Genomic DNA, 22,444 nt, shown 5'->3' with positions numbered 1-22,444 from the left:
TGCACTTATCCCTCTGGCTGCTTTGTGCCAAGCTGCAACTCGAACTTGCGGAGGCGGAGAGCCCCATGAAGAAACTGAAAAACGAGAAAGAACTGGTCAAGAAAGCCATACAGCTGGGCGTTGCCTACGCGGAGAAACGCGGCGTGGTGGAATTTGAAGCGACGGATTCGGCCTCTGAAAAAACCCTCTATATTTATCGCCTGCTGGTCCATGACAAGATCATCCAGCCACTGCCGGAAGACCAGGTCTCGCAGCCGGCCATTCAGCACAAGCTGGCAATCTGGGCATCCAAACAACAGTAATTGAACTATAAAACCGTGCTAGGGCAGACGGGCCTTACGCACGGTAAGCACCGCGTCCAGCAGGATAATACCCAGCAGGGCAGCAGCAGATAGCGGGAAGGCAAGGGCCACCAACAGCATGATCAAACCCACAGCCCGAGCCGGGGCGATTTCTGCCTTGGGTGGGGCGCGGCGGGTCTGGCGTTTCCACCACAACAGGGCGCCGGTAATAATCAGCGCCATGATCAGGCACACCAGCAGCACATTCAGTAGCCAGTTCCACAACCCCAAATCCCCCTGGTGCAAGGGAATGGACGCGGCCATGGCCTTGCCCATAACGGGGTAATCGGCGAAATGGATATCCTGCAATACCTGACCACTGTGCGGGTCCAGATGCACAATCCGTTCGCCGGCGGGGTTGTCGATATCACCGGCGATGGTGGTGGCTGATACCGTCCATACGCCACTGTCGCCTTGTGGAAAGTGCACCCGATAATGCCCCAACCCCTGGTGACCCGCCAACGCCACCACCTCATCCAGCAGTAAGGTGTTATCCCCCGGTACCGACTCAGGCATAGGGGTCTGTTCCACCGCCCAGGGCACTCGATGCAGACCTGCCTCGTTCATGGAGGCATGATCGGTCACCGGCGGCCGTGCTGTTTTCTGTTCCGCCTGTACTGCCTGCGGGCCTTTATAAGTCGTGCCGGGCAGCGAGCCCCAGGGCTGTACGATCTTTCCACCCCAGATATTGGTCCAGGCCAGGCCGGAAATAAGGAAGAACAGCAGCGGCACCGCAATCAGCCAACCCAGGCTCAGGTGCCAGCGACGCCAGCCTTCCCGCTGGCCTGTTTTCTTTGCCGACGCCGGAGGTCGCCCATCGCTCTTGGGCCAGGCCAGATACAAACCAGAGACGATCATCAATACCGCCAGGCCAACGGCAATCTCTATCAACGCATCACCCAGCGAGCCCATAAAAAGCGAGCCATGGAATGTTTTGATTCGAGCATACAGACTTGCCGCCGGGTCCTTGTCACCCAGTATCTCGCCGGTGTATGGATTCAGGTACACCAAGGTCGAAGGCGCATGGTGGCCACCATGGCCTGCATGAGAGTGGGGCTGCAGGGAAAAACGGGCGGATTGATTTTCCGCCTCCGGCGGCAAATACAATTTCACCGACGCATGTGGATAGTGCTGCTCGACGGTCTCCAGCAGCACGGTCGCGGGCAGAAGCTGATCGCCCACTTTCACCGTCAACAGCGATTCATTCAGAACACTATCCAGTGGTTTGCTCAACAGCATGAGCAAACCACTGAACGCCAGCAGGAACAGGAAAGGAATGACCAGCACGCCAATCATAAAGTGCCAGCGCCATACGGCCGCATAAAAGCGGCGTGACACAGACGAAGCGGGTAATGTGCGGGTCATGTCAGACACTCTTTACTTCAAAAGTCGAAACGGACGCCAGCATAAACAGAGCGGGGCTCGCCTGCCTGAATGCCGACCGGATTAATGGTCTCGTCGTTACTGACGCTCACATTGGTGACATAGACTTCGTCGGTAAGGTTGCGGCCTTCCAGATAGACTTCCCAGCTATCCCGGGTGACGCCGGTGCGCAAGCCCAGCAGCTCATAACCTTCCACATCCTTGTTGTTGGCGAAGTCACCGTAGCGATCGTCGACAATGTCGAAGGTGGGGCCAGCGAAGAAGCCATTGCCATGGCGATACATGATTTCGCCCTTGATGAAAAAGGTTGGCGCCACTGGCAGTCGGTTATCGCCATACTTCGGGTCGTTGTCGAAGGTGAAGTCGTTATAGGTCATGCTCAGCAGCGGCTCAATACGCTGGCCGTCATTACCCAACGCAAAACTGGCGCCGACCAGGGCTTCCACGCCGGCGTGAATGGTATCTTCCACATTCAGGGCCAGGCTGGTGCCAGTTGCTGCCGGGTTATCCACAGAGAGGATTTCATCTTCGAGCTGGGCATAGTAAACCGAGACTTCCCAGTTCCATTCGCTGGCTTGCCCCAAGGGGGCCGCACCCCGGGTTCCGATTTCCCCTACCACGCCTTGCATGGCATCCAGGGTTTCGTCGCTGGCATCCGCATCGTCTTCCAGTTCGTACAAGGTCGGCGCTTCATAAAGCTTGCTGACATTGGCGAATAACTCACTGCGATCCGCAACCTGATAGATCACCCCCACACGCGGGTTGATGGATTCATAGTCATCTTTGGGATTGCGTTCGGTTCCCGCCGCAACGTCCACGTTGCGGACCTCGCGGGTGCCGGTAACGGCTTGAGCGCCGTAGACCAACGTCCAGCGGTCGGCAAAATGCCAACGATCCATGGCGAAGACTTCCAGGTTATCGGCCTTGTTATCCACCCGCACATCAAGGGCGCCACGAATGCCGCCAGTATGAGAGTAGTTACCGCCTTTCACCCGGGTCTCGCCATAGTTAAGGCCGAACAATAAATCGTGATTACCCAGCTGCTTGTCATAACGAATGTTGGTGCCAAAGGTGGTCTGGTCATTATCGATAAGCAGGCTGAAGCCTGGAGAGGCGCCCCCGACAATAGGGTGGTAGAGGTGTTGGTCCTCGAAGGAAAAACCCACCACCAGATTGCTGGTGTCGCTCAACTGCCACTGAGTACGGTTGGCGACACGCCAGCTTTCCACGTTCTTGAGGAAGTTACCTGGGATGTTATTCGGGTTGGCCTGATAGGGATCGTCGTCGAACTGGGCCTGTGTCAGCGAGCCGGGAAGCTCCTGATCATTGTCCACATAAGTAAAGTAAAAGCGGTTCTCCACTGCGTCGTTTATCTGCCAGCCGGTGTTGGCATACACGCTACCGCGCTGTTGCTCCTGATGGCCGCGAAAACCGTCATAGCTACGCTGCTCCACGGTCACCAGGCCATCCAGATCACCCTCAACACCGCCCGCCGTGATGCGGCTTTGTACTGTGCCGTGACTACCGCCACTCAGGTAAATTTGATTGTCGGTGTTGCGCGCCGTGGGGCTGATGAAATTAATCGCACCACCCAGGGTGCTGGCCCCATACGTGAGCGCATTGGCGCCACGGGCGATTACCGCATAACGGGCCGCCAGCGGGTCAATAAAACTGTTGTGGTTGTTGCCATCAGCAGCGGTCACCGGCAACCCGTCGACCATCAGCTTGACGCCGTTGCCATCGTAGGCGACCGCATCCAGATTGGAGCCGCGACTGGAAAGAAAGGTGTCGTCACCGGTAGAGCCCGTGGCCGTCCAGATACCCGGCACATAACGCAGCATGTCACCGATGCTGACCACGTTACGCTCGGTCAGGTCTTCCGCTTCCACCAGCGTCACCCCGCCCGGCGTCAGGGCCTGCTCCCGCTGAAGCTGGGTTTTTGTGGCTGTTGCGCTATGCGCCTCCTGCTCGGAAACCGTAATCGGTGCCAATTCATTGGCCTCGGGTTCCACCGCAAGCACACTGACTGGTGAGAAAAAGGTCAGACAGCCAAGCAGTGATGTTCGAGTAGACAAACGCATGATGGTATTTCCCCCAAGGCAACCGGTTGCGGCCACAGCGGTTATGGCAGCAAGACGGCGAGGGATTCTACGGCAGGGGATGCGGTGCCAACATGCGGCATATCGCCGCACAGGCCGGATCACTCTCCGTCTCAGCGGCATGTCCGTTGTGAGAAAGCACCGGCAGTGGACCTCTCCTGGGCGGCTCTTCAGAGCGCCAGACCCCACCCGCCAAGACGGCAGGCCCCAAAAGCTGGATAATGACCGCCTTAGCCATTCCCCCGACCCGGTAGCCCCGCCATGGAAATCAACGTCAACTTCCTCGACAACCTTCGCCTGGAAGCCAAGTTCGACGACTTTACCGTCATCACCGACCAGCCCATCCGCTACAAGGGCGATGGCTCGGCGCCCAGTCCGTTTGACTATTTCCTGGCATCGTCCGCCATGTGCGCGGCCTATTTCGTGAAGGTGTACTGCAAGGCGCGGGATATCCCCACCGACAATATCCGCCTGTCGCAGAACAATATCGTGGATCCGGAAGACCGCTATAACCAGATTTTCAAGATTCAGGTGGAATTGCCGGAAGACATTTCCGACAAGGATCGACAGGGGATCCTGCGCTCCATCGACCGCTGCACAGTGAAAAAGGTGATCCAGACCGGGCCGGACTTCCAGATCGAACAGGTGGACAGCCTCACCGAAGACGCCCAGGCACTGTTGATGGTGGAGCCTGATGAAGCCCACCGCACCTTTATCGAAGGCAAGGACCTGCCACTGGAGCAGACCATCGCCAACATGACTGCGATCCTCGCAGAGCTGGGCATGAAGATCGAAATTGCCTCCTGGCGCAATATCGTCCCCAACGTGTGGTCACTGCATATCCGCGATGCGGCGTCGCCCATGTGCTTTACCAACGGCAAGGGCGCCACCAAGGAATCTGCCCTGTGCTCCGCACTGGGCGAATTTATCGAACGCCTCAACTGTAACTTCTTCTACAACGACCAGTTCTTCGGGGAAGACATCGCCAACAGCGACTTCGTCCATTACCCCAACGAAAAGTGGTTCAAACCCGGGCCCAACGACGCGTTACCCGAGGGCATTCTGGATGATTACTGCCTGGGCATTTACAACCCGGAAGGCGAGCTGGGCGGCTCCAACCTGATTGATACCAACTCCGGCCGGGCCGACCGGGGGATTTGCGCATTACCCTTCGTCCGCCAGTCCGACGGCGAAACGGTGTACTTCCCGTCCAATCTGATTGAGAACCTGTACCTGAGCAACGGTATGAGTGCCGGCAACACCCTGGCCGAAGCCAAGGTCCAGTGCCTGTCAGAAATTTTTGAGCGCGCGGTGAAGAAGCACATTATTGAAGAAGAGATTGCCCTGCCGGATGTGCCCCAGGACGTGCTGGCCAAGTACCCCGGCATTGTCGAAGGTATCGCCGCACTGGAGGAACAGGGCTTCCCGGTACTGGTGAAAGATGCATCCCTGGGCGGGCAATTCCCGGTCATGTGTGTAACGTTGATGAACCCGCGCACCGGCGGCGTGTTTGCTTCCTTTGGCGCCCACCCCCGCTTTGAAGTGGCGCTGGAACGCAGCCTTACCGAGCTGCTGCAGGGGCGTAGTTTCGAAGGTCTCAACGATCTGCCGCCGCCCACGTTCAATAGTCAGGAAGTCTGTGAGCCCAACAACTTCGTGGAGCACTTCATTGATTCCAGTGGGGTAGTGAGCTGGCGTTTCTTTAGCGCCAGCGCCGACGAAGCGTTTTGCGAATGGGACTTTGCCGGCACCACCGAAGAAGAAAGCGCGCGGCTATTCGGTATCCTGGAAACCCTTGAGAAAGAAGCCTACGTGGCCGTGTACGAAGAACTCGGCGCACCGGTCTGCCGTATTCTGGTGCCAGACTTTTCCGAGGTATACCCGGTGGAAGATCTGGTCTGGGACAACACCAACATGGCGCTGGATTACCGTGAGGATATCCTCAACCTGCATCGCCTCAGCGATGAGCAGCTGGGGCAGTTGGTAGAACGGCTGGAAGAAAGCCAGATTGATAACTACACCGACATCATCACCCTGATCGGCATCGAGTTCGACGAAAACACCGTGTGGGGACAGCTCACTATCCTGGAATTGAAGCTGCTCATTTACCTGGCCCTGCAGCGCCATGCTGACGCCCTTGAACTGGTGGAAATGTTTATTCAGTTCAACGACAACACCGTGGAGCGCGGCCTGTTCTACCGGGCGGTAAATGCGGTATTGGAAATCACCCTGGATGACGAACTGTCACTGGACGACTACCAGAAAAATCTGGGGCGCCTGTATGGCGAGGACACCCTGAAAACCGTAATTGGCGCCGTTGATGGCAGTGTCCGCTTCCCGGGCCTGACGCCCACCAACATGCAATTGGATGGGCTGGAAAAACATCAGCGTCTGATCGAAAGTTATAAAAAACTGCATGCGGCGCGGGCGGCGAAAGCCGCACGGTAACGGGTTACCAAGAACCACTCTCGCCGCTCAGTAATCCGAATGACTGGCGGCGACTAGTCATTGGCCACATCAATAACCACTTTACCGCGACAACGTCCGGAGCGGCTGCGGTTATAGGCGGCTTCGCTTTCTGCCAGCGAAAAAGTACTGTCGATAATCGGCGTCAAAGACCCTGCCTCTACCATGGCCTTCAGGGTTTCCAGGTCACGCCGGTAGGATTCCACCACTACCGTGCCGGCTTTTTTACCCAGCAACCGATAGAGCGGGGTGCCCAACATGGATTTGCCATCGCCACCGGTGGAAATGAAGTAGCCGTTCTTGCCCAACAACGCCGCACAGGTCAGCGGGGTTTCATAGGACGTCACATCGAAGACCAAATCAAACCTCCCCGCCGACTGGCGGTAGTCCCCCTGGGTGTAATCAATCACCGCATCGGCACCCAGCTCACGAACAAAATCCGTGTTTCGCCCGCTACACACGCCGGTGACATGCAAACCCAAATTTTTGGCCACTTGCACCGCGAAAGTCCCCACCCCACCTGAGGCACCGATAATCAGCACGGTTTTACCCGTCTCGGCCTTGCCTTTGCGCAGCCCTTGCAGGGCGGTGAGCGCGGCCAGCGGCATGGCGGCGGCTTGCGTAAATGACAGGTTCTCCGGTTTTTTGGCAATGCGGCGCTGGCTAATGCGCGCCAGTTCGGCCAGGGATGCGGTGCGCAGGCGCATGTCCATGCCGTAGACCGCATCTCCGATCTCGAAATCACGCACATTGCGCCCCTTGTCCACCACGACACCGGCCAGGTCATCACCAAAAAGCGGCGGCAGGTGTTTGACCATGACCGGGCTGGCAGCCACCGCCAAATTGTAATTCAGCTTCCAGTCCTTGGGATTCACCGACGCCGCATGGACCGCCACCAGCACGTCATCCGGTTTCAGGCCACCGGGTTCGTCTGTTTCAATCAGGGACAGGACGGGCTTGAGGCCCCAGCCGGTGGTGGCAATAGCTTTCATGGTTTGCTCCGTAAGGGTGGAGGGTGGATGCGGCCCCAAGCTTAACAAGTGGTGGGGGAATGGCAGCAATCCGATAGCGCCAAAGCGACGGGAAGTTTATGTCAGTGGCGCGGCCTTCCTATACGCGCGCCCTTAAAATCAGCCATTTCCTACAGAGCCCCGAGGTCTTATTCGACATAATGTCCCGGGTTTTTATGATCATGCACGCCTCAAATAGAAAACACTTCATAACAGGGAAGGGATAATTCAATGTATTTTCGATTAGCATCACTGATGATTCTGGCTCTGCTGACCGGCTGCGCTGCCAATCCCATGGCGCTCTCCAGCCAGCAAACCATCCAGCCGCCCGCCACACAAGAAGCGCAAGTGGTGTTCATGCGCTCCAGCTTCGTTGGTAGCGCCATTGGGGCGTCCCTGTACGAGGTAACCGATGACACGATTACGTTTATTGGCGTCATCAAGAATGGCACCAAGGTGTCTTACACCACCACGCCGGGGCACCACGTCTTTATGGTGGTTTCCGAAGCGGCGGACTTCATGGAAGCCAATCTACTCGCTGGGAAGAACTACTACAGTATTACCACCCCTCGCATGGGCGCCTGGAAAGCCCGCTTTTCCCTCTGGCCGATCAAGAATGATCCCGACACCAAATTCAGTCTGCAAAAGTCCAGCTTCGAAGGCTGGGTGTCCGGCACAAAACGGGTAGAGAACTCGGAGAAATCGCTCAGCTGGTACCAGAAAAACAAGGACAGCGTGCAGAAGAAATACGAGAAATACTGGCCTGTCTGGCTGGAAAAAAGTGAGGCCGATCTCGCCAAGCGTACCCTTTCCCCGGAGGACGGCATCTAGACGGCTTTGTCCTTCTGCCTCTGACCATTTTGCGTAGAGAGGCAGAAGGCTCGTTCATCATCCCCGCTTGCTATTCAAATAACGTCTCAGCCAATGTCGGCTCATCAAAATGACGCCGCCCCTTGAAAGCTACTGCATGTTCACCGGGTTGGCGCATGGCGCCAGCGGACGGCACCCCCATGGGCCAGAGAAAGAATCGTTCGCCCCGTTTCGAGATCGGTACCAGACCACCGGCATTGAACAGGCTGCCCACACTGCCATCCGGAAGTGGCAAGGCGCGCAGCGTGTCGGCATCAGCCAGCGAGTAAGGCGAGGTCGGTAATCCATCGTCTACCCGGGTAACGCGCACCAGATAGTGGGTATTGGGCTCCAGCAGCAATGCCAGGCGCTGGTCGCGGGCATCAGCCACTCTTTCCGAATAAAGCACCGGTTTATCGCCCTTGATCTGCGCCAGCGTCAACGTCGGGTCCACCGGGTAAATTTTGTGGTAACAACCGCAGGGGTGAATGCTGTCGTAGAACAGCACCTGGCCATCGGGCTTGAGCGTCACCCGCCAGATCAACCCGTCCAGGGTGCCCGCATAGCTATCCAGCCACCCGTTTTTCGGGCGCTGGCTGAACCAGAACTGGTAGTTGAGTTGCAACAGGTGCTGACCACGGAAATGGGTCCAGCTCTGCCAGGTGTACGTGACCGGTTCCGCAGTATTGATCACCGGCGCGTGTGCATCATCCAGCTCGACGCGCCCGGGCAAATTCCAGGCTTGGGTATCGGCCACCGCCAATACCGGCGCATAGTGTTGCATCAGCGCCTGCAGTTGCTGGTTATCCGGCAAGGGGATGTGCAGAGGGTTGCGCGCCACCGCGTTCGGAGCGACCGGTGCAGAGGCACCCACAGGGGGCGCAAACTGCTGGCGCGGTTGTGGCGCCGGCTCACGGAAACGGGCGGTCATCTCCTGGTGATAATCGTTGATGGACCCGGTAGCCAGCCAGGCTGTCAGCGGGTAGAGCCCGGCGACGCGCAGCCAGGTGGCATAGCTGTCCGGAATCTGCGCCTGGGGCAGCGTCGAAAAATCGGTTCGCGCTGCCAGAACCGGCAGGCAGGCTTTCAACAGCAAGTGCGCTGCTTGCGGGGTAAAGGTCGCGTTATCCTCTGGCAGCCGCAGGGCCAGTAGCGTCTGATCCCGCCAGGCTTTGGCCGTCGCCAGGCGAATCCACTGTTGCTGTTGAGGCACGGTAACCGCCTGCTGTTGCAGGAAGGCCAACCAGCGGTTTACGCCCAGATGGGGATAACCGGGCAACGTCTTCGCCTGAGCATCGTGGATACCCGCACGCTTCAGGGCCTGCTGCAGGGCAAAGAAACCGGTCTCACAATCGGTGTCAGCCAGCCCCGTGAGCGGCAGGCTCAGCAGCAGGGCAATCAGTCCGTTGCGGATCGCGTACATAATTCTCCAGCGCGGCCAGCGCCGCTTCCATTTGTCCCGGGGCAAGCCGGTCGGCCAGCCACTGTGGAATGCCCCCGCCCGGATTCACCCGTTGCCGGTACACCACGCGGGTACGGCCCATTTCAGGTTGCGCCTGCAAGGACCAGCTGCCTTCCGTGAACGGTACCCGCACGTGGTCCGGTTGCTCGGGCCAGGCATCGGGCTTGCCTTTCATGGTCAACACCACCGGGTCGCCGGAGTGGCGCTCAAACAGTGTAACCGCATCACGACCACTGAGGGGCCAGGGGGCGCTGCGCGCCATGTAGACCAGCGTTCGGGTGGAAGATGGGCGTTCGAGAATGGTGAGGGTGTCCACCCCCGGCATCCATTGCCGTACATGACATGGCTGCTCCAGCAAAGGCAATAACTCCGCGAGAGCCACCGGCAATTCCGCCCGCAGTTCAAACTGGTCCGGGCCCGGCATGGCCGTGCGCGTGACCGGGTGCGCCGCCTGTGCCCAGGCGCCGAAGCTTGCCAGCAAACTGACCAGTAGAACCCTACCGCGCCAGCGCATCGGCAAAGACCTTGCGTAGTTGATCCGGCGTCAGCGTGGCGGGCTGAGCCGGCAGCACCGTTATGCGCACGGTACCTGCACGCATGAGCAACCCTTTGGCCGGCAGAATATCGCCACTGTTGTGTAACACCACCGGGATTAACGGCGCGCCAGACTGCTGGGCCAGCCACAGGGCGCCGGGCTTGAACGGTTGCAGGGTACCATCGCGGCTGCGTCGGCCTTCCGGCGAGAGCGCCACCGCATAACCGTCAGCCAGGGCCGGCAGCAAGGGGGCCAGCACCTGGGGGCCGATGCCCTGTTCCCGTTTCACAAAGACAGTGCCCAGCATGCGCATCAGCGGGCCGAGCAAAGGGTGATAACGCAGCTCATGTTTGGCAATGGCAACCATGTTCCGTTGCAACAGGGATGCCACAATAATCGGGTCAGTACCGCTCTGGTGGTTGATCACGAATACTGCCGGACGTTGTTTCAACAAAGCCCCGTCGCCTTCGATCGACAAGCGAATACCCGCCAGGCCCAGCCCCAGACGAGTAACCACGGCAATACCCAGATTGGCAGCGCGGCGACGTCCGAACGGTGCGCACAACAGAAACAACACCATGCCCACAACAGGTGGAACAACAAACGCCAGCGTACTGCGGATCACCCGCACGATGAGGGTGGTCACTAGTGGGGGTCCACCTTGCCACGCAGGGATTTGGTTTTGCCGCGTTTGGTCTTGCTGTCCAGGCGACGGCGTTTGCTGCCCAGGGTCGGGCGCGTAGCCTTGCGGGGCTTTTGCTCCACGGTCACGCTTTTGATCAATTGGGCCAGCCGCGCCAGGGCATTTTCCTTGTTCATTTCCTGGGTGCGAAACTGTTGGGCCTTGATAACAACAACGCCGTCGGTGGTAATGCGCTGGTCACTCAACGCCAGCAGCTTGTCCTTGTAACGGTCGGGCAGGGACGAGGCACGAATGTCGAACCGCAAATGAATCGCCGAAGCGACCTTGTTCACATTCTGGCCACCACTGCCCTGAGCACGGATCGCCTGCAGGTCGATCTCGCTGTCGGGAATCTGTAAATTACGGCTGACTTGAAGCATAACCACGGCTGCTACAACGGGATTGTCAGCCTAACAACAAGGAACGCGCATGACCATTATCGGTATCGACCTGGGGACCACCAACAGTGCCTGCGGCATCTGGACGGACGAGGGGGTCACACTGATACCGAACCGGCTGGGTGAAGTCCTGACCCCCTCGGTGGTGGGGCTGGACACTCAGGGCGAACTGATCGTCGGCCGAACTGCCCGACAACGCTTGATCAACCACAGCGACAGGACAGTGGCCGCTTTCAAACGGCTGATGGGCACCGATCACAAGATCAAACTGGGGCGACAGGCTTTCTCCGCCACGGAACTGTCGTCGCTGGTGCTGCGCTCGCTCAAGGATGACGCCGAGGCCTACCTGGGCGAGCCAGTGACCGAGGCGGTGATCAGCGTGCCCGCCTACTTCAACGACAACCAGCGCCACGCGACCAAGCAGGCCGCCGAGCTGGCAGGATTGAAAGTGGAGCGGTTAATCAACGAGCCCACCGCCGCCGCCATTGCCTACGGTCTGCACGAAAAACAGGAAGGCCTGTTCCTGATTCTGGATCTGGGCGGCGGCACCTTTGATGTATCACTGCTGGAATTTTTCGACGGCATCATGGAAGTCCACGCCAGCGCCGGGGACAACTTCCTTGGTGGCGAGGATTTTGTCGATGCCATGGTGGACGACGTGCTGCGCGAGCATGCCCTGCGTCGCGATGACCTGAAGCCTCAACAACTGCAACAACTGTACCTGCAGATGGAAGGCGCCAAACGCAAGCTGGGGCCGGCGGATCAGACCCTGTCGCTGGACCTGGGCAGCAAGACCGTGGAGCACGTGGTCACCAGCGACTGGTTCACCCAGGTCAGCACGCCGCTGCTACTTCGTGCCAAGCACCCTATCGAGCGGGCGCTGCGCGATTCCAGTACCCACCCGAGCAAGATCGACGATGTGGTGCTGGTGGGGGGCTCCACCCGGCTGGCCATTTTCCGCTCCACTGTGGGCAAGATGTTCGGCCGCCTGCCGTCCTGTCATCTGGACCCGGATACCGTGGTGGCCATGGGCGCGGCCATTCAGGCCGGCCTGATGATGCGCAACGAAGCCCTGGACGATGTTGTGCTGACCGATGTGTGCCCGTACACCCTGGGCACCGGGGTGATCAATCGCGACAACAGCAAGCTGGGCGATTATTTCATGCCCATCATCGAGCGTAATTGCGTGGTTCCCGTGAGCATTGCCCGGCAGGTATGCACTGCCTACGACGACCAGACCGAACTGACCATCAAGGTCTACCAGGGCGAAAACCGCTACGTGGAAAAGAATGTCTTTCTTGGCGAACTGAATGTGCGGGTGCCCAAAGGCCAGCGAGGCGAGCAAGCGGTGGATGTTCGCTACAGTTACGACATGAACGGTTTACTGGAAGTGGACGTGACCGTGGAATCCACCGGCCAGGTCCACAGCCACCTGATCGAACACGCTCCAGGGGCCCTGAGTGACGAGCAAAAACAGGCCGCCCGGGAAAAACTCGCCGCGCTAAAATTTCATCCCCGTGATGGCGAAGACAACCGCGCATTGATCGCCCGGGCCGAGCGCCTGTATGAGTCCAGCCTGGGCGATCGCCGTGAGTACATCGCCGACGTCATGAAGCGGTTTGAAAAAGTCCTCGACGATCAGAACCCAGCGGACATTGCGCGTATCCAGAAACAGGTCAAAGAAGCGCTGGATAGTCTGGAGAGCGAGGACTGGTTCTGATGCCGCCCTGGGACATTCTGCAGATTGAACCCACCGTCGACGCGCGGGCGATCAAACGTGCCTACGCGAAACAACTCAAACAGACCCGCCCGGACGAAAATCCCCAGGGTTTCCAGCAACTGCACCAAGCTTACAAGCAGGCACTGGCCTGGGCCGAACAGCAATCATCGCAAGACGCCCCGGCGGCGGCGCCGCAAGGCTGGCACAGCGAACCGCTCTCGCTCGCACCCCAGGAACCGATGGAAACCAGGCCGGAAGCGGAGCCCGAACCGGAACTGGTGCCGGGCCCAGCCCATACCCCGCCGCCCAGCCACGACACCTTTGTCACTGACCCGGAACCGGACGAAACGCTGAAGCAGGCCAGCTGGTCAGTGCAGCTCACTCCCACGCCACCGCCTCCTGTTGATGGTGAACCCGACCCGCTGGATACCCTTGACAGACCTGTCGTCAGTACCGATGAGCAGGATCAAACGCTGGCAGCACTGCTGGCTCAAGCCCGCGAGCTTCTGCAGCAACCGGAGGGGGCGCAACAAGCTGATCGCTGGCATTTTCTTACCCGCACATCACTGATACTGGACGACGCCTTTAACCACCGGCTTGGCCACGCCCTGTTTGCCGTGCTGACTGAACGGCAGCAATCCGGTCAGTCGCCGCTGTCGTACCCGGTGGTCCGTTACCTGAATGGGCTGTTCAACTGGGAAGGGCAGCGGCGCTGGCTGAATGAGGATTTTGGTGAAGACACCTGTGATTCACTCTTTCGCATCCTCGACGATATCCCGCTGAACCAGGACGCCATCAAGGCCGTTCGCGGTGGCCAGGGAGTGTTCGCACAGAAAAAGAAACCCCCGCAAGTGGCGCCGGAGGAAGGGATCATGGGCGGCTATTTGCTGCGTATGCTGGCCTTTGCCATGGACATGTTTCTGGTGGTGGTCGGCGCTATTTTTGTGGCCGAGGCGCTGCACCGTTTCGGCGGCAGCAGTGACGAAAGCGGCGCACCACTCGCCATAATACTGGCCGTACCACTCTATTTGCTGATGGCGCTGCTCATGGAATCCAGCCCGATGCAATCCACACCGGGGAAACGATTGCTGGGCATGCGCGTTACCAATCGACGGCTACAGCGACTGCACCCATTACACAATGTCGGGCGCATTATTGCATTTTGCCTGACCGGTATTTTGTGGAAGGTGATTTTTATTGTGAATGCCTTTATGAAAGGGCATCTGCTGCACGACCGCATCAGCCGCAGCTATGTGATTCTGTACCGCAAATCGGAATAGGGCAGGGAAAGGCTCCCCGCCCTGCCAGGAAGAAACACCGGGCTAGTAGATAGCTAACCCGGCGCAGAGCTTACTTATTCAGGTCCCGTTCATAACTCAAGCGCTTGGCCGCATCCAGCGTCAGCATCTGCATAAACGCCTTGGTTTCCGTATCCGCGCCGGTGGGCGTGCCGTTACTGCCACCACCAAACACATACTGCGGCACCTTGCGCTGCGCAAAAGCTTCCGCCCAGATTTTCTGAATCTGGATTTCGGCATCCAGCTTCTGGGCCAGGGCGTTATCCGCGCGCAGGATTTCCCGCTTCTGGTAAGCTTCTGCATCGGCCAGGGTGCGACGTGTTTCCGCTTCTACCCGCGCTTTTTCCAAATTGATTTCTGCGGTCTGTTTTTCAATTTCCGCTTGTTCCTTCAGCTTCTGTGCCTTGGTAATCGCCAGCTGCTTTTCCGTTTCCGCTTCCGTGGTGCGCTGGATCTGGTCTACCTTGGCTTCCGCCTGGCGCTCAGCCACTTCCCGCTCACCACGGGCAATAGCCAGCAACCGTTGTTCTTCTTCCTGAACCCGTTGCTCGCGGGCGATGGCCCGGTCTGCAGAGGCTTTCTGCTTGAGCTGCATGCGTTCCACGAAGCGCTGGTTCGGGTCCATCTGTGTCACCCGGGCTTCCACCACGGTGACACCATAATCAATAAACCGCTGGGACTTGCGGCGGGGCACGCCGGTATCGTCGAGCATCTTGCGTACCACGAAGATCACCTTGGCATCGTCGCCGTAGTCCTGCTGTTCAGTGCCCATGGCCACGTTGGCACTGCCTTTGATTTCACCCACGCGTTTCTGGCTTATTTCTTCACGACGGACAATGTAGATACCATTAATCATCTGGTTTTCGAACTCGGTATTGAATTCCGTACGCCCACCGGAGTAATACTCTTCAGCGCTCATCAATGACGCATTGGCTTGCAGGGTTTCCTTGAACGCAGGAATCAGTGCCGTGCGCAGTAGATTCGCTGGCGTACGATACTCATGGGCCAGATGTAGAAAGCTTTCCTGATCAGTGGGAATGGTAAAGCGCACGGTAGCCTGGGCATTGGCATCCACCTGATCCAGGAACATGATGTTCTGTGGTGGCAGGGCCGCCGACGTTTCCGAGTTCTCCACTTCCACGTAATCCAGGGTTTCACTGCCGCCGCGCACCGCCTGCACGGTCAGGGCGCGTTTCCAGGAATTCCAGCGGCCGAAAAGAAAGAACTGATAGCCCACATCCGACACCACCTTTTCCTGCCCGGTGATGGTACGCACGTGATACACGTAACCCGGTTCCGCATAAAAAATAGATTTATTGGCAACAATCAGCAGCGCCAGAATACCGATAACCCCAACCGCAACGCGCCCTAACGGCATTGCTCCCTTCAATTTTTCCGTAATCATGATTCCCCCATTTTTGTTTTAAAAAGGGAGTATTTTACGGAGCAATTTTGATAACGGTAATGGCTAATGTCTTACATTTCGCAAGTCGTTACACCGTTGCGAATCAGTCCTTTCCCCACATGCGTGGCAGCACATTAATCTGCCCGGGTTGCTTGCGATGCAGCAGGGCCATACCGATATGGCCGACGATCATGGCCAGCAGCACCCAACCCAACACACCGTGCAGCAGGTTGCCCGGTTCCACCATCCAGGCAATTTTGTCGCCATCGAAACCCGACATCAGGGGTAACCCAAACGGGTTAAACGCCCGGCCGGAACCATATTGCCGTAGCAACGCTAGGGAGGGGATCAGCAGCAGTAAACCGTATAAGCCTAGGTGTCCGAGCTTGGCCGCAAGGTTAATAGAGGGCGGACGCCGACTCAGGTTCATGACCGCCCAGCCCAACCGGATCACTGTCAACACAATCAAAACCAAGCCAAGGGGTTTGTGCGTGGGCCAGAAAAACGATTCAAACGCCGTGTCTTCGAATCCGTAATGTGCCAACGCAGAGAGAAACTGCCAGATCAGCAGCAGTGCCATACTCCAGTGCAGGAATCGGCTGATGCTACCGTAACGTGTCGGGGTATCGTCCTTCGCCATGGTGTTCTCCTGATAGGTCGCGCGTGGCTGCCTGGCATTATTTGTTGATGATCATTTGGCAAGGATGACAAGAAAATGTGCAGATAATATGCAAAGGAACTGTGGCCCTATGGATCGAAACGCAGACCGGCGTTGCCGGTCTGCGATATGCGCGTCAGGCAACGGGAATGGCAAAGTGGATCATCACATGCACCTGGAGCTCGCCGACCAGGAACCCCAGCAGCGCGCCCACGGTAATCAGAATCCATTCATCCTGTTGGAATGCCGGGCGCAGTAACCCTTCAAACTCTTCCTCGGTGAGTTCCTGCATTTTTTCCACCATCAGGTTTTTCAGGTCCATGGCTTCTTCCGCATACGCCTCCATGTGACTGAGGGTTTCCGGCAAATGCTGCATGACCTTTTCCGACACCGAGCGTTTCATTTCCTGGTATTTGGTGCTGCCAACAGCAAAGACGACCAGCGGCTTGGCCAACCCTGACTGCTCATCCAGGGTCCGCTGCACCTGCTTTTGCACCAGACCGAACAGGCGGTCCGACATGGGGCCTTTGAGAATGGCTTCGATCACCGCTGCCGGGGTGACGATTTCACTGGCGACCAGCTCACCGTAACGGGCAGCAACCTGCTTGCGCCGCTTGAGGAACAAGCCCTGCCATTCGAACAGGCCCAGATAGCGCACCGGCTGTTTGGGATTGAAGATCATTTTCAGCGCCAGCCAGTCGGTGAACCAGCCGGTGAACAACCCGAACAGGGGAATCACCCAGATATTATGGGTAAAGGCCCATACCACCGCCTGGATAATGCCGATGGCAAAACCGAAATAGATGCCGGAATTACGGATGAACTTGAATTCCACATGGCCGGCTTCCAGAAACACCCGGTTGAGCAATTCCTTGTCACGCACCAACGCATTGATCACCAGATCCTTGAGGTCAAACACCCGGGTAATATTGCTTTTGATGTCTTCCATGATCTGTTCGACCATGTGGGGTGCTTCATTCTGGATCCGCTGGATGATCAGCCGTTTCACGGATTCCGGTGCCGCTTCCCACAGGCCCGGCTGATATTCCGCCGCCACTTCCCGGGTGATGTCTTCCACCGAGCGGATTAACGGATCACGAATTTCCTCTGCCACCCGGTGAGGGTCCAGCTTGTTGAACACGTCCTCCGGTTTCAGCAACCGTTCCATCATCAAGTCGCAGGCAATGCTTGCCATGGTGGCCGCTTTGCTAGGCACGATGCCCTGCCAGCCCAAAAAAGGACGCCAGCCGACAAACTTCAATGGCTTGAACATCATCTTGATGGCCACCACCTTGGTGCCATAGCCAATGGCCGCCGCCACAAACGGCATGGACAGGTACAGTATCCAGTTGGCCTGCAAGTCGGCCAGAATCAAATCCAGATCGGTAATCACGGGCTACTCCTCAACGTCCGCAGGGATGGTCATCAACGTCCACAACTGACGACCCAATGGACTGATTCGCAGGGTTTCCCGGCGAGTGGACAGTTTGGGCAGGTGGCTTTTCAGTTCGGCTTCCGCTGAGCGGAAACCGCTATCGCCTTCGCACAGCTCGTAATCCGTGCGCAGGGATTCGGTAAACGCACTGGCAATCACCAGGCCCTGGGCAAACAGCCGGCTGAGGTACAGGGCAATAAAGTCATTACACTGAATCCCGGCGGCCCGGCCCACGTTGGAATAACGATGCAGCACCTCGCCGCGGGAGAAACGCCCACCGCTTTGTACCGTCAGCAAGGGAAAGGCACTACCGTCAGAAAGCGCAGCCAGCAACCGTGCCTCATCCGCGGTGAGCTGCTCCAGCTGGCGCTGCAACAACATGGCCTGGGCCTGGGAAACACTTTGCTCCATGGACACATCCAGCAATTCATGCAGGCTGTGTGGCGGGCCTTCCAGCTCGCCGGGCTCATTGAGCGATTCCAGGCGCTGCTTCAAGCCGTGAAGCAGCTCCTGCTCCACCTCGTGGTAACGGGCGTCTGCCCGTTGTACCGGAGGCAGCTGTAACAACAACTGCTGGATTCGCGTCCGCAGCGAAGCGGGCGAGAGGGGGGAGTCAGACACATTCGTTCCCTGTTGTTATTGTCGTTGTGGGCGCCACTTGGCTTACGTTCCATCAATACCCGCAAAGGATACAGCGCGCCCTTTATTATTGAGTGTCCGGTCTTTTTAACCGACTGCAAGTTACTGTGCGTATATTTTACGCAACCGACCTGCCCGTCAGGCTGAATCAGGGGCGCTCGCGCAGGGCCAGCACCCGTTCACGCAGATCACTGGCCTGCACGTCCTGGGGAGGCACTCCGGTGCCAACGGCCAGTTTGATACGCGACCAGAAACGGCGGGGCAGGCGGGTCAGGGCCTTGCCGCCCTTGTGGCTGAAAAAGCTCCCCCACAGCCCCGACAGGGCCATGGGAATCACCGGCACCGGACTGTCACTGACAATTTTCTCAATGCCGGCGCGGAATTCATCGATCTCACCGTCTTCGGTCAACCGGCCTTCCGGGAAGATACACACCACTTCTCCAGCAGCCAATTCTTCACGGATACGCTCAAACGCCTGCTGGTAAATCTCCGGGTTGCGGGTTTTCGAGTCAATCGGGATGGTCTTGCCGGTGCGGAAAATATAATTGAGCAGAGGCATGTCATAGATTGGTTTAAACATGACAAACCGGACCGGGCGACGAATCGCACCTCCTAACAACAGAGCATCCACATAACTGACGTGATTGCAGACCAGCATGCAGGGACCTTCATCGGGAATATTGTCCATGCCCGTGTGTTTTACCCGGTACATGGTGTGGGTGAGCATCCACACCAGCAAACGGATCAGGAATTCCGGTACCACGGTGTAAATGTAGGAGGCCACCAGAATATTGGTCAGCGCCAGGGCCAGGAAAAACTGTGGCACAGTCAGTTCCAGCAACCCGATCAGCACAATCCCCGCCACCGCTGACAACACCATCAGCAGGGCATTGAGAATATTGTTGGCGGCAATGATCCGTGACAGGTGTTTGGGGTTGGCCCGGTGCTGGATAAAGGCAAACAGCGGCACGATGTAGAAACCGCCGAACACCCCGATACCCAACAGATCCATCAACACCCGGTAACCGCCGGCCTGCTGCAGGAAACTGGCAATGCCGATGGTGTTATCCGTTACTTGCCCCACGCCCGCCAACCCGGCATAGGAGAAGAACAAATCGATACCGAACACACTCAGGCCAATGGACCCCAACGGTACCAGTCCCAGCTCTACCCGTTTGCCGGAGAGTTTTTCACACAGGAATGAACCCAAACCAATCCCCACGGAAAAGGTGCCCAGAAGCAGGGCGTACAAACCATCGGTGCCGAACAGGTAATCGTCCACATAGACTTTGAGCTGGGTGGTATAGGCCGCGCCCATGAACCAGAACCAGGAAATCGCCAGCACACACATCCATACGGATTTCACTTCCCGTGCATAGCCGACGATGTGCCAGGTTTCTTTCCACAAATTCCAGTTGATCCTGATTGACGCATCCGCAGCCGGGGCGGCAGGGATGCCTCTGGCGGCCAAATACCCCAGCAACGCCAATCCCACCACTGTCATGGCAACAACGCCATCGCCCACGCCATCCATCTTCAGCAGCACGCCGGAAATGGAGCCCAGCAGGATCGCCAGGAAGGTGCCCATTTCCACCAGCGCGTTACCGGAAACCAGCTCCTTGTCTGTTAGGTGTTGGGGGATAATCGAATACTTGATCGGTCCGAAAAAGGTGGATTGCAGGCCCATGCAAAACAGCACGGCCAGCAAAAAATAGACGCCATCAAAAAAGAAACCCACTGCGGCAGCAGACATGATGAACACTTCCACCATCTTGATCTTGCGCACCAGGGTGGCCTTGTCGTACTTGTCTGCCACTTGCCCAGCCAGTGCGGAAAACAGAAAGAACGGCACAATAAACAGTGCCAGTGCGACATTATTCAGGGTGTTAACACTGACGGTGCTAACCACCCCGGAAGCAATGAGCAGAATCAGCGCCTGACGAAACACGTTGTCGTTGAAGGCCCCCAAAAACTGGGTAAAGAAAAACGGCCCAAAACGCCGTGAAGCCAATAGTGAAAACAACCCTTTTTTCATTTTTTCGCCTTTGGTTTTTGTTCGGGTTTGAGTTCAAAGTTTAAAGTTTAAAAGCGCGATCCTGATTGTCAGATTCTGGAAAGCTCTGCCCGCGCCAATGCCCATGAACGCGGGCACCACATTTGCAGTGATGTAGAACATCGTTCGCGTTTCAACTTTGAACTTTCAACTCTCCCCTGCCCAGCTGTTCAGATAGTTTTCCAGCAACGAATCCAGCATGGCCTGTTCATCCACATCGCCGGCCACTTCCAGTTTGTTTTCTGCCGCCAGTACCGCGATACCATGAACACTGCTCCACAGGGTTCGGGCTGCCAGATGGATCGCCTCGGTGGACTGCTGGTCTGCCATGCGGGCCATTTGCTGTTCTACCCGTTCAAACAATTGCGCCGTGCGCTGCTGATACCAGGGCGGCACCGGCGCCGCATGTTGCATCCGGTGCATAAAGACCATCTGCCACAGAGCCGTTTGCGTGCGCGCCAGGGACAGGTAGGCACTAGCCATCTGGTGCAATGCCCGGGAGGGGGGCAAAGCCGCCGATGCCTCCATGTCCGCCAGCAAGGTGTCGAGGGTGGCCGCATTGGCGTGCAGGATCAGGTCATCCAGATTGGCGAAGACGTGATAGAGCATGCCCGGGGTATAACGTATTTTTTCCGCCACCTTGCGAACACTGAGTTTGGCCAGTCCATGCTCCGCGACCAGCTCACGCACGGCATCAATTGCCAGGGTCTGTAATTCTTCGCGGCTATGTTGGTTTCGGCGTGCCATGTTAATGCTCAATAATCATTGTTGTTTCAGTGGCTGCCCAGACAAGAAACGGCAATACGATAACCCAGTAAAGGCATGTCGTAACGCCGCTCTTGCCCAAGCGCTTTTACGCCGGGCTCTGGCGTTATTCCCGGCTCAGGCGCTGCAGAATCTCCCTGGCCCGCTGACTGCGGCTATCACCAATGCCGGCTTCTGCCATGCGCTGGTCCAGGCTGTCACCCGGGAATGAGCCGGGCTGATCACGACAATGGATCTCACTTTGCCACAACCACCGGCATTCTTCCTGCCGTTGTTGAATCTGTAGCAGTGTTTGTTGGCTGTCGGTCAGGCGTTGCGCCAAACCCCGCCCCTGTTGCTGGCGCGCCTCAGCCTGACCGAACAAGGCTTCCTGGGTGCGGGCCATGGACTGCTCATGGCGCAAGCTTCTCAGCTGCTCTGCGGCCTGTTGAATAAAACGCTGGAATTCATTTTCCTGTTGGCCCAGTGACACCCCTTGCTGTTCCAGGCGAGCCTGCTGTGCTTCCAATTCTGCCAATCGCTGACCAATGTCCAGTGCCAGGCCCTCTTCCTCATGGAGCATTGCCTGACGGGCACCCGCTTCATAGTGATCTTGCTGGCGCGTTAACTGTTCGCTTCGCTCACGGTTTCGTTTCTGTTCCGCTTTCAGGCGCGCCAGCTGGCGGCGCGCATCACGTAGCGCATGTTCGGTTTCGTATAATTGCTGATCCAGCAACAGCATGTCGTTAGCGTCGACAAGCTGTTCCATGCTGACGCGGGCCTGGCCACGCATCACCGTTTTCAGTTTGTTCCATACCGTAGCCATTGTCGTTCTCACTTTGTGCATTGGGCCTGTGGGTTTGCCTTGTCTGCCATCCGGCATCAGGCGCCCAGCGTTCTATTCCGTATATTCCTTGAGCAACCGTTCGGTCTTGGCTTCGCTGATCCGGTTAACCAGCCGGCGTGCCTCGTGGTCATCACGAAGGGTTTTTGCCAGGGTGATGGTGGAACCCACCACAAACATGCTGCCCATCACCAGGTACCCCTTGATCCACAGGTCCGTGGGCAACCACACAATGCCCAGAATCATCAGGCCCAAGCTGATGCCAAAAGCCGCTTTGACATAAAACAGCCAGCCACTGGAATGTCGCTGAATCGCGCTCTCGTCCATGGGTTTTCCTCTCAGTCGTTATTGTTTGTTTAACGGCGTTCAATTAACCACAACAGCTAAACATCGTTCAATAAAACGACTGTTACCGGGTATGAC

At 57.6% G+C, this 22,444-nt stretch carries 20 protein-coding genes; 5 read left to right on the top strand and 15 right to left on the bottom strand.

All coding sequences use genetic code 11. The features are described from left to right. Positions 1-65 precede the first annotated feature (65 nt). On the top strand, positions 66-302 hold the full coding sequence (locus CL546_RS02830) for a DUF5062 family protein (protein ID WP_290492921.1): 237 nt from the start codon (positions 66-68) through the stop codon (positions 300-302). Positions 303-320: 18 nt separating this feature from the next. On the opposite strand, the gene CL546_RS02825 is transcribed toward CL546_RS02830, so the two are convergent. Both CL546_RS02825 and CL546_RS02820 read right to left on the bottom strand, forming a co-directional pair. Next, complete coding sequence (locus CL546_RS02825; protein ID WP_290492920.1) at positions 321-1,706, bottom strand: PepSY-associated TM helix domain-containing protein; 1,386 nt, start codon at positions 1,704-1,706, stop codon at positions 321-323. A gap of 17 nt (positions 1,707-1,723) precedes the next feature. After that, the gene (locus CL546_RS02820) at positions 1,724-3,805 is read right to left on the bottom strand and encodes a TonB-dependent receptor family protein (RefSeq protein WP_290492919.1); all 2,082 of its coding nucleotides are present in this window, start codon (positions 3,803-3,805) and stop codon (positions 1,724-1,726) included. Between the two features lie 279 nt (positions 3,806-4,084). On the opposite strand from CL546_RS02820, the gene CL546_RS02815 reads away from it, so the two are divergent. Next, positions 4,085-6,271: an OsmC domain/YcaO domain-containing protein gene (locus CL546_RS02815; RefSeq protein ID WP_290492918.1), complete on the top strand. Its 2,187-nt coding sequence runs from the start codon at positions 4,085-4,087 to the stop codon at positions 6,269-6,271. A 53-nt stretch (positions 6,272-6,324) separates the two neighbouring features. Here the strand turns inward: CL546_RS02815 and CL546_RS02810 are convergent, their stop codons facing one another. Then, positions 6,325-7,281, bottom strand: a complete 957-nt coding sequence (locus tag CL546_RS02810) for an NAD(P)-dependent alcohol dehydrogenase (protein ID WP_290492917.1) — start codon at positions 7,279-7,281, stop codon at positions 6,325-6,327. Positions 7,282-7,530: 249 nt separating this feature from the next. Between CL546_RS02810 and CL546_RS02805 the strand changes: the two genes are divergently transcribed. Beyond that, on the top strand, positions 7,531-8,130 hold the full coding sequence (locus CL546_RS02805) for a hypothetical protein (protein ID WP_290492916.1): 600 nt from the start codon (positions 7,531-7,533) through the stop codon (positions 8,128-8,130). Between the two features lie 70 nt (positions 8,131-8,200). Here CL546_RS02805 and CL546_RS02800 read toward each other — a convergent pair whose 3' ends face one another. From CL546_RS02800 to arfB, 4 genes are read right to left on the bottom strand one after another with little or no spacing between them, the layout of a single operon-like run. After that, the gene (locus tag CL546_RS02800) at positions 8,201-9,571 is read right to left on the bottom strand and encodes a hypothetical protein (protein WP_290492915.1); all 1,371 of its coding nucleotides are present in this window, start codon (positions 9,569-9,571) and stop codon (positions 8,201-8,203) included. Beyond that, the gene (locus CL546_RS02795) at positions 9,507-10,124 is read right to left on the bottom strand and encodes an START domain-containing protein (protein WP_290492914.1); all 618 of its coding nucleotides are present in this window, start codon (positions 10,122-10,124) and stop codon (positions 9,507-9,509) included. The genes CL546_RS02800 and CL546_RS02795 overlap by 65 nt, the downstream gene beginning before the upstream one ends. Continuing rightward, a complete protein-coding gene (locus CL546_RS02790) occupies positions 10,108-10,791 on the bottom strand; it encodes a lysophospholipid acyltransferase family protein (RefSeq protein ID WP_290492913.1) in 684 nt (227 codons plus the stop codon). The genes CL546_RS02795 and CL546_RS02790 overlap by 17 nt, the downstream gene beginning before the upstream one ends. After that, positions 10,791-11,207: an alternative ribosome rescue aminoacyl-tRNA hydrolase ArfB gene (gene arfB / locus CL546_RS02785; RefSeq protein WP_290492912.1), complete on the bottom strand. Its 417-nt coding sequence runs from the start codon at positions 11,205-11,207 to the stop codon at positions 10,791-10,793. Before arfB ends, CL546_RS02790 begins: the two co-directional genes overlap by 1 nt. Before the next feature lie 49 nt (positions 11,208-11,256). Between arfB and CL546_RS02780 the strand changes: the two genes are divergently transcribed. Together CL546_RS02780 and CL546_RS02775 are read left to right on the top strand one after the other, a co-directional pair. Next, entirely contained in the window at positions 11,257-12,945 is a 1,689-nt protein-coding gene (locus CL546_RS02780; protein ID WP_290492911.1) for a molecular chaperone HscC, read from the top strand. Continuing rightward, on the top strand, positions 12,945-14,225 hold the full coding sequence (locus CL546_RS02775) for an RDD family protein (RefSeq protein ID WP_290492910.1): 1,281 nt from the start codon (positions 12,945-12,947) through the stop codon (positions 14,223-14,225). Before CL546_RS02780 ends, CL546_RS02775 begins: the two co-directional genes overlap by 1 nt. Positions 14,226-14,295: 70 nt before the next feature. Here CL546_RS02775 and CL546_RS02770 read toward each other — a convergent pair whose 3' ends face one another. The 8 genes from CL546_RS02770 to CL546_RS02735 all read right to left on the bottom strand — a co-directional run bounded on the left by CL546_RS02770 (position 14,296) and on the right by CL546_RS02735 (position 22,348). After that, the gene (locus CL546_RS02770) at positions 14,296-15,648 is read right to left on the bottom strand and encodes an SPFH domain-containing protein (protein WP_290492909.1); all 1,353 of its coding nucleotides are present in this window, start codon (positions 15,646-15,648) and stop codon (positions 14,296-14,298) included. A 103-nt stretch (positions 15,649-15,751) separates the two neighbouring features. After that, a complete protein-coding gene (locus CL546_RS02765) occupies positions 15,752-16,288 on the bottom strand; it encodes a cytochrome b (protein WP_290492908.1) in 537 nt (178 codons plus the stop codon). Between the two features lie 154 nt (positions 16,289-16,442). Continuing rightward, the gene (locus CL546_RS02760; RefSeq protein ID WP_290492907.1) at positions 16,443-17,699 is read right to left on the bottom strand and encodes a DUF445 domain-containing protein; all 1,257 of its coding nucleotides are present in this window, start codon (positions 17,697-17,699) and stop codon (positions 16,443-16,445) included. Between the two features lie 3 nt (positions 17,700-17,702). Further along, on the bottom strand, positions 17,703-18,362 hold the full coding sequence (locus CL546_RS02755; protein ID WP_290492906.1) for an Abi-alpha family protein: 660 nt from the start codon (positions 18,360-18,362) through the stop codon (positions 17,703-17,705). 166 nt (positions 18,363-18,528) lie between these two features. Next, the gene (locus CL546_RS02750) at positions 18,529-20,415 is read right to left on the bottom strand and encodes an MFS transporter (RefSeq protein ID WP_290492905.1); all 1,887 of its coding nucleotides are present in this window, start codon (positions 20,413-20,415) and stop codon (positions 18,529-18,531) included. Positions 20,416-20,580: 165 nt separating this feature from the next. After that, a complete protein-coding gene (locus CL546_RS02745; protein WP_290492904.1) occupies positions 20,581-21,180 on the bottom strand; it encodes a TetR/AcrR family transcriptional regulator in 600 nt (199 codons plus the stop codon). Between the two features lie 124 nt (positions 21,181-21,304). Beyond that, positions 21,305-22,003: a PspA/IM30 family protein gene (locus tag CL546_RS02740; protein WP_290492903.1), complete on the bottom strand. Its 699-nt coding sequence runs from the start codon at positions 22,001-22,003 to the stop codon at positions 21,305-21,307. A gap of 72 nt (positions 22,004-22,075) precedes the next feature. Continuing rightward, positions 22,076-22,348 carry a YiaA/YiaB family inner membrane protein gene (locus CL546_RS02735; RefSeq protein WP_290492902.1) on the bottom strand — a complete coding sequence of 91 codons (273 nt, stop codon included), beginning with the start codon at positions 22,346-22,348 and terminating at the stop codon, positions 22,076-22,078. Positions 22,349-22,444 lie beyond the last annotated feature (96 nt).

Origin of the sequence: Alcanivorax sp., assembly GCF_002726155.1 — a bacterium.
Classification (GTDB): domain Bacteria; phylum Pseudomonadota; class Gammaproteobacteria; order Pseudomonadales; family Alcanivoracaceae; genus Alcanivorax.
The sequence above is the reverse complement of the archived record's forward strand: the minus strand, read 5'-3'. Positions and strand labels throughout refer to the sequence as shown.

Bases quoted from the DNA above. Each gene is read 5' to 3' on its own strand.
- CL546_RS02735 (WP_290492902.1), bottom strand. From the start codon at position 22,348: ATGGACGAGAGCGCGATTCAGCGACATTCCAGTGGCTGGCTGTTTTAT.
- CL546_RS02825 (WP_290492920.1), bottom strand. From the start codon at position 1,706: ATGACCCGCACATTACCCGCTTCGTCTGTGTCACGCCGCTTTTATGCG.
- CL546_RS02775 (WP_290492910.1), top strand. From the start codon at position 12,945: ATGCCGCCCTGGGACATTCTGCAGATTGAACCCACCGTCGACGCGCGG.
- CL546_RS02765 (WP_290492908.1), bottom strand. From the start codon at position 16,288: ATGGCGAAGGACGATACCCCGACACGTTACGGTAGCATCAGCCGATTC.
- CL546_RS02795 (WP_290492914.1), bottom strand. From the start codon at position 10,124: ATGCGCTGGCGCGGTAGGGTTCTACTGGTCAGTTTGCTGGCAAGCTTC.
- CL546_RS02780 (WP_290492911.1), top strand. From the start codon at position 11,257: ATGACCATTATCGGTATCGACCTGGGGACCACCAACAGTGCCTGCGGC.
- CL546_RS02805 (WP_290492916.1), top strand. From the start codon at position 7,531: ATGTATTTTCGATTAGCATCACTGATGATTCTGGCTCTGCTGACCGGC.
- CL546_RS02745 (WP_290492904.1), bottom strand. From the start codon at position 21,180: ATGGCACGCCGAAACCAACATAGCCGCGAAGAATTACAGACCCTGGCA.
- CL546_RS02800 (WP_290492915.1), bottom strand. From the start codon at position 9,571: ATGTACGCGATCCGCAACGGACTGATTGCCCTGCTGCTGAGCCTGCCG.
- CL546_RS02830 (WP_290492921.1), top strand. From the start codon at position 66: ATGAAGAAACTGAAAAACGAGAAAGAACTGGTCAAGAAAGCCATACAG.
- CL546_RS02815 (WP_290492918.1), top strand. From the start codon at position 4,085: ATGGAAATCAACGTCAACTTCCTCGACAACCTTCGCCTGGAAGCCAAG.
- CL546_RS02770 (WP_290492909.1), bottom strand. From the start codon at position 15,648: ATGATTACGGAAAAATTGAAGGGAGCAATGCCGTTAGGGCGCGTTGCG.
- CL546_RS02740 (WP_290492903.1), bottom strand. From the start codon at position 22,003: ATGGCTACGGTATGGAACAAACTGAAAACGGTGATGCGTGGCCAGGCC.
- arfB (WP_290492912.1), bottom strand. From the start codon at position 11,207: ATGCTTCAAGTCAGCCGTAATTTACAGATTCCCGACAGCGAGATCGAC.
- CL546_RS02750 (WP_290492905.1), bottom strand. From the start codon at position 20,415: ATGAAAAAAGGGTTGTTTTCACTATTGGCTTCACGGCGTTTTGGGCCG.
- CL546_RS02820 (WP_290492919.1), bottom strand. From the start codon at position 3,805: ATGCGTTTGTCTACTCGAACATCACTGCTTGGCTGTCTGACCTTTTTC.
- CL546_RS02810 (WP_290492917.1), bottom strand. From the start codon at position 7,281: ATGAAAGCTATTGCCACCACCGGCTGGGGCCTCAAGCCCGTCCTGTCC.